Annotated in this window: 7 protein-coding genes; 2 read left to right on the top strand and 5 right to left on the bottom strand. The window is 56.7% G+C overall.

Annotated elements, in window-relative coordinates; all coding sequences use genetic code 11:
• Window positions 1–394: hypothetical protein (locus AK963_RS24420; RefSeq protein ID WP_139117631.1), on the bottom strand; the 394-nt coding region annotated here is incomplete at its 3' end.
• 32 nt (window positions 395–426) lie between these two features.
• Window positions 427–2,559 (bottom strand): phage tail protein, encoded by a 2,133-nt coding sequence (locus tag AK963_RS24415; protein ID WP_066018000.1) that lies wholly within the window; start codon window positions 2,557–2,559, stop codon window positions 427–429.
• A 63-nt stretch (window positions 2,560–2,622) separates the two neighbouring features.
• Here AK963_RS24415 and AK963_RS24410 point away from each other — a divergent pair, with 63 nt between their 5' ends.
• Both AK963_RS24410 and AK963_RS24405 read left to right on the top strand, forming a co-directional pair.
• The gene (locus AK963_RS24410; RefSeq protein WP_066017999.1) at window positions 2,623–2,880 is read left to right on the top strand and encodes a type II toxin-antitoxin system Phd/YefM family antitoxin; all 258 of its coding nucleotides are present in this window, start codon (window positions 2,623–2,625) and stop codon (window positions 2,878–2,880) included.
• Window positions 2,870–3,139, top strand: a complete 270-nt coding sequence (locus AK963_RS24405; RefSeq protein ID WP_066017998.1) for a Txe/YoeB family addiction module toxin — start codon at window positions 2,870–2,872, stop codon at window positions 3,137–3,139. Before AK963_RS24410 ends, AK963_RS24405 begins: the two co-directional genes overlap by 11 nt.
• Here AK963_RS24405 and AK963_RS24400 read toward each other — a convergent pair.
• The 3 genes from AK963_RS24400 to AK963_RS33555 form a co-directional block, all read right to left on the bottom strand.
• A complete protein-coding gene (locus AK963_RS24400; RefSeq protein WP_066017997.1) occupies window positions 3,136–4,764 on the bottom strand; it encodes a hypothetical protein in 1,629 nt (542 codons plus the stop codon). The two genes, AK963_RS24405 and AK963_RS24400, sit on opposite strands and share 4 nt — an antisense overlap.
• Window positions 4,765–4,770: 6 nt before the next feature.
• A complete protein-coding gene (locus AK963_RS24395; RefSeq protein ID WP_066017996.1) occupies window positions 4,771–5,535 on the bottom strand; it encodes a hypothetical protein in 765 nt (254 codons plus the stop codon).
• Window positions 5,536–5,734: 199 nt separating this feature from the next.
• Window positions 5,735–6,135 (bottom strand): hypothetical protein (locus tag AK963_RS33555; RefSeq protein WP_202969851.1); only part of this gene is annotated, 401 nt, incomplete at its 5' end.

Here is a 6,135-nt window from a genome sequence, read left to right as displayed (position 1 = left end):
AGTCGCTGGTCGCCTCCCCCAACCGGCTCTCCAACTGGGCATCCGATACCGTGGCGTTGTCGCCCAGGTACTGGAAGTTGGGCTGGTAGTTGTCAAACACATCAAACAGCTTGTCGCCGTAGTCTTTGAGCTTGTCCGCCACATCGGTGGCCGCGTCGATATTAAGCTGGTAACGCTGCTCGCTGTCGTCGTAGGCGTAGCGGGGTGTTATATCGGGCAACCCGAAACCGTTGCCGCTGTTGCGATGGTTGTTACTGCTTCCCAGTGAAAAGGTATTGAAGCTCCCCATCTGATCCAGACTTTTCTGGTAGGCGCTGTTGCCGGTCAGGCCGTAACTCATGCCAGAGTCCGGTATTCCCCGACGGGTGAATCCCTGTGATCGTGTCATGCCCATGGTGAGTCTCCTGTTTATTAGCCCGTGGCCGTTTATTCGCCGGTAGCCGTCCAGTGGATAATGGCGTCGGATACGCTGACATCGGTGGCACCGAGGTCGTAAGCGGTGGTGTCCCAGTAGAAGTGGTTCAGGGGGGCATCACTCACTGGCTGTGCCCGCTGATAATAGATGGTGGCCGCAATGTCGCGGATATGAACATAAGCCAGGCTGGTAGGAACGTAGTTTGGCTCGTAAAAACTGCCAGCCTGTGACTGACCGTCATATCCGGCCCGTTCTGCCCAGACTTCCACTTCCGGGTAGATATTGCCGTCTTTGTGAACCACATCCTCCCAGCGCATGGAAATATCGGTAAACCGGGTGACTTCCCACTCTTTTGAGAAAGAGTCATTGGACGTGGTTTTCTCGTAGGTGTTGTATTCGCCCCGATCATTGGGGAGTCGCACCCTGGCCCGTCCTTTAACCTTGTCCTGCCCCCAGGCTTTGCTGTCATAGCGGTAGAGGTTCCTGACCTCCAGCCGTATATCCACTTTGGCGAAATACAAAATCCGGTTGATCTCCCACCCCGAACCGATGTTCGGGTCACCAATGCTAATGGTGTGTCGGAAGGTCTGTGCTGAATTGGTGGGACTGAGGGTTTTCTGGTAGGGGTTGGCAATCTTGTTCTCATCCCGGTAGTCGTAGGTAACGCTGCCGCTGTTGAACGCACCTTCTCGGTCTTCCGCTAAAAAATACAACCCCACCTCATAGCTGCCCTGGGTCATGGTCTGGCTGAGTTCGATGTCGTGGGTGGTGAACTGCTCAATATCCACGGCCACCGTTTCCCCGTCGATCCACTCCCCCCATTGCTGCCGGTACCGGAGGGTCACGCTCACCTTACGGTTCTGCCAGGTACCACCGCTGCCGGTGGAACGCTGGCTGGCAACCCGCCCTTTCAGGGTGACCTTTTTCACCTGATCCACACCGCCTCTGGTAAAGGTGGTGGTATTGCTGGCCCCCTGGTAAAGGGCGTTCCTGACCTCCGTCTTGCTGCCATCCGCCAGCAGCAATCGGGCATAGGGTTTGAACACCCACGCCCCTTCAATGGAGCCGTGAGGCATCGGGGATGAGTGGTACAGTTCCAGCCGCTGGGACTGGTTGGGGTAGTCGGCGTTATAAACGGTAATATCGCGGGGATAGAGGTTAATGGTGGGCTGGCTTTTGAAATAGGCGGGAATCACCACGCTCTGGTTATGCCTGCCGATGCCGCTTTCTGTGCGGCGCACCTCTTTGTAACGGACGTGGCCGGAGCTGGCGGTGTAGATATAGGACTCAATCCGTCCCTCTTTCAGCACCAGGTAATCGTTAGTAGCAATGCCGCCGCTGCCGGTAATCACCATCTGGCCAAATCCATCGCTACCGGTACTCAGCTCGATGGAGCCCTGCCCCACGGTCAGTGCCGTGCCGTTTTGCAGTTCACCGGACTGAAGTTGGCTGATATTCACCGGCCCGTTCACCGCCAGATAGCCATTGAAGATCAACACATACTCCGGTTCTGCTTCGGTGCTAATATTGCGCACCGAAAACGGCTGCTCCGACAGCTCCGGGCTTTCCAGCATCAGGTCGGCCAGACTGATAATGGCCGTGCCCTGACCCGCCGTACCGGCCAGTGCATTGAAGCCACCCACCTGACCAGCACTGTTGACGTGACGCACCCAGTAATAGTGCAAGGTAGTATTGCCAGTGACATCGGTATAGCGACTGCCACTGGCCTCATGGGCCAGTGAGGCCTGCGCCCGGTCATCTATCTGAGCTCGCCATACTTCCGTGTGGTTATGACCGTTATAGGCCGGGGCATCCCATACCAGAATCACCGCACCAAAGATGCCGTTGGATGACAGGCCGGTGGCCGGAGTTGGCACGTTAGGTGCGGTAACACCACCGCCACTTCCACCATCGCCCGTTACCGTTATTTCTGGCAGCACCGGCTCCAGGGTATCGGTAATGGAACCCACGGTAGAGGCAGGCAAGCTCAACCGCTGGCCTTTTTCCCTGGCCAGTCCCAGCTCGGCCAGCTCACTGTGCAGCACCGCCTTGTCCCCGGCATTGCCGCTGCGACCGGCGAGGCGGTTCAGAAACTCGCGCACGTAGCGATCTACCGTTGCTGGGAGAGCGGGAAATTTGGCCATACTGGGAAACTCTATTTATACTTGTCCAATAATTTGAACAATTAATTGAACAGGTATTACGTAATGAAAGTCGTGTCCTATTCCGAAGCCCGGAACAATTTAAAATCAGTGCTCGACCAGGTGGCTGACGATGCCAGCGAAACCATTATCCACCGCCGCGATGGTAAAGATGCGGTAGTGATGTCACTGGACAGCTACAACAGCCTGATGGAAACCCTGCACCTGATGTCGTCCCCGAAGAACGCCAAACACCTGAATGAATCCATTGAACAGATCAGGGCCGCCCAGGTGGTTGAAAAAGGGTTGGCAGATGACCAGTAAACCCAGATTGCTCTGCTGGTCACAAAATGCCTGGGACGACTATCTGTACTGGCAGGAACAGGACAGGAAAACCCTCAAACGTATCAATAAGTTGATTACTGAATGTCTGCGCGACCCGTTCAATGGCATTGGGAAACCAGAGCCCCTGAAAGGTAACTGGCAGGGATTCTGGTCTCGCCGCATCAGCGATGAGCACCGTCTTGTATATCAGGCTTCGGATACCTGCCTGACCATTGCCGCCTGTCGATTTCATTATTAAAGCTCCGCCATGGAGCTGGCGACAATCACCGCCGTCACCGTATCAGTACCGGTCAGCTCAAACTGCCAGCGGCTGCCACGGCCTGCGGGGAGTCGAAAGCCCCTGTCCGAAGCGACCGGCAGTTCCAGCACCTGCTGCTCATCACGAAATACCCGAAACACCAGATCGGTGTAGCTGTCCGCCATGATCCGTGCCGAACTGAACAGGGCAGGCTTTCCCTGGAATACCTTGCTGCGCCACCGGTAGGGCATCAGCTCTGAGCCTTTGTCCCACGCTTTAATGGTGTTGCCGATGGCCAGATAAAGGCTGTCGTCCTGAAGATCACGGTAACAGGCATCGGCGTAAGTGCCGAGCTTGGTAAAGGTGCCACTGTCAGGACTGAAGATAAAGCCGCCGCCGTTTATTGAGTTACCGTAAAAACCAAAGTACCGGCCATCATGGAAACAACCGTGGATAGTCTCCGGCTGGAATCGTTCCCGCCAGTCCTCCGGGTTTATGATGTTGCGGGTCATCAGGTCGGCACGACCACCAGCGATACGTACCAACCCATCCGGCGAGGCGTAAAGTGCCATATCCCCCATATCCACCATGCTGCGTTTGCTGATGCAGGCATGGGCCGTATCCAGCCGTTCCAGGGTCATGGCACTGGGCTCGGTACCAAAGGCCACATAGGGATAACCGTCAGTGACAATGATCACACTGTTGGCGGCCACCGCCAGTGATTGTATCTCATACTCCACCGCCAGCCGGTAAGCCGCTGGCCATGCGTACAAGTGGTAAGGCTCGCTGAACATCAGCTCCTTGCCGGAGAATCCAACGGCAACACCACCGGGCAGCACCACCATGCCTTGCAGGTTGTTGGGTGGCGCGATCCAGCCGATGGTTTTCAGGATGCCGCCCCGCTGATCCATCGGGGTTTGATCCACCACACTGGTGACGCCCACCGGGGTATCGGTGGCCACTGTGCCGCTGTTGTTGATCTGGGTGCAGAGCTGATACACGCCGACCTGCGTACTGGTGTAAATCCGGTAATGGGTGATATTCAGGTCCACCGCACCGGGGCCGGCACCCACGGTAATGTCCACGGTTTCACCGGGCAGTACGCTTATCTCAGCAGAAGGCAATGACGGCGGCCCTTCCCGTCCGTTCTCATCCACCCAGGTGTAGGTATAGAAGCGGGTTTCGGCGTCCACTGCCTGAGCATCTTCCAGCGGCGTACCACTGAGAGTCACCACGGGTGCCACATCCGGCTCCGGCATCCCCAGTTGATGGTCATTGACCGGGTAGTTACTGCCGCCACTCAATGCCAGACCGTTATCGGTGTAGCGGGGACCTTTCACGGTGCCGGTGTAATAGACCCGGTTGTTGGGATCGTCCGCCACGGGCGAACGGATCACGTCCACGTCTGTGGTCCAGTCAAACCAGTACCGTTGCCCTTCGTTGCGATAGAGGTAGATGGACTGCGGCGTTGCGTTCAGTACCTGCTCATCGGCGGGTTGATAGTAGGCTCTCAGGCTGCCATTGGTTAAACGACAATCAACGGCGGCTTCAGCCTGAGTATCTTCCTGCAGGTGGCTGTCCAGCCAGGGGACTTCGCCGGTAAAGGAGGTGATATCGAGTTTCATGGTGGGTTATTTTTTCAGGCCGTACACCGAAACCGTGCCCACCAGTTTGTTCTGGTTCATGGCTTCCGCGTAGAACTTGATGCCCGTGATCGAGCCACTCACCGGTGCCGACAGGGTTGCCGTGATGTACTGGTCACCATTGCCACTGTCCAGATGCGCGGTGAAGGAACCTTTACCATTCGGGTTCACGGAGACCGTCATCGTCCCGGACAGAAAGACCGACTCCATCTCACCATTCACTAGGGAATAACCAGAGTATTGGCCACCCGACAGCGTATACCCGTCACTCTTGATCACCGAGGTATTGGCCCAGCCGTACCCCGTTACCCAGGAGCCATCGGACTGCTTAAAGGCCATGCCCAGTTTTTTCTCCCGGTAGTCACCGTTGTCATCAATCCCGAGGTTATTAATGACCAGCTGATACCCGCCATAAAGCGCATCATCAAAACCGATGTCCAGCACCATCTCTGAAACACCCGACTGGGATACCGTACTGAGCAGTTTCATATCCTCTTCCTCTGCGTTATTGCCCTGGCTCTCCAATGCCTCTATCCGTGCGGTCAGGTCGGTAATAATGTCCTGAAGGCTCTCTACCGAAGCAATGGTGTGAATATGATCCGGTCGCGCGGTTAATGAGGTCACCACCCCACCCACCAGTGCGAACAACTTGCCATCGGCGGTATTGATCGCCACCTCCCCTGAGGCCAGATCAGACGACAGCGGAACCTTGCCCGGCGTTGCCGAGCTTTTCAGTTTGATGGTGTTGGACACAACTCAATCCTTGTATTTGTCGTGTATATCCTAAGTATTTGGAGTTGCAACAAGGCGGCAATGGAGCGAAACCCGAGAGCTTAGATTGACTAAGTGACCGGGGTGACGACTGAATGGATACAGGAGATAGAGCAACGCATGGAGCAGTTGCCGAGCGAGTGCAGCCAACGCAGTTGCAGCTTCAAAGACGACGGATATATCAGAAGGTGCCACCATCCAGCACCACACCGTTCACCGAACCACCGGTGATGGTGACACTGGCCGCTGACTGAAGCGCCATGCTGTCGAGCCCCAGGTTACTCCGGGCAGTGGCGGCGTTGGTCAGATCCGCCAGGTTGGAGGACTTGGCCAGTTTGGTGCCGATCTGGGTGGTCAGGTTGCTGATGGTGTCGGGATCATCCCCCAGTGCCGCCGCCAGTTCGTTGAGGGTATCCAGCGCCGCCGGGGCTCCGGCCACAATGGCATCCACCCCCAGCTGAACCCGGGCATCCACCTGCGCCTCATTCAATCCGCCGGAACCGGTAGCGGTCAGCACGCCGCTGCCATCAATGGCCAGGCCAGTACCCACCTTGATACCACCGAGGGTCGCTCCCGAGGCCG

The organism is Endozoicomonas atrinae (genome assembly GCF_001647025.1).
Lineage (GTDB): Bacteria > Pseudomonadota > Gammaproteobacteria > Pseudomonadales > Endozoicomonadaceae > Endozoicomonas > Endozoicomonas atrinae.
The sequence above is the reverse complement of the archived record's forward strand: the minus strand, read 5'-3'. Positions and strand labels throughout refer to the sequence as shown.

Bases quoted from the DNA above. Each gene is read 5' to 3' on its own strand.
- AK963_RS24415 (WP_066018000.1), bottom strand. From the start codon at position 2,559: ATGGCCAAATTTCCCGCTCTCCCAGCAACGGTAGATCGCTACGTGCGC.
- AK963_RS24410 (WP_066017999.1), top strand. From the start codon at position 2,623: ATGAAAGTCGTGTCCTATTCCGAAGCCCGGAACAATTTAAAATCAGTG.
- AK963_RS24405 (WP_066017998.1), top strand. From the start codon at position 2,870: ATGACCAGTAAACCCAGATTGCTCTGCTGGTCACAAAATGCCTGGGAC.
- AK963_RS24400 (WP_066017997.1), bottom strand. From the start codon at position 4,764: ATGAAACTCGATATCACCTCCTTTACCGGCGAAGTCCCCTGGCTGGAC.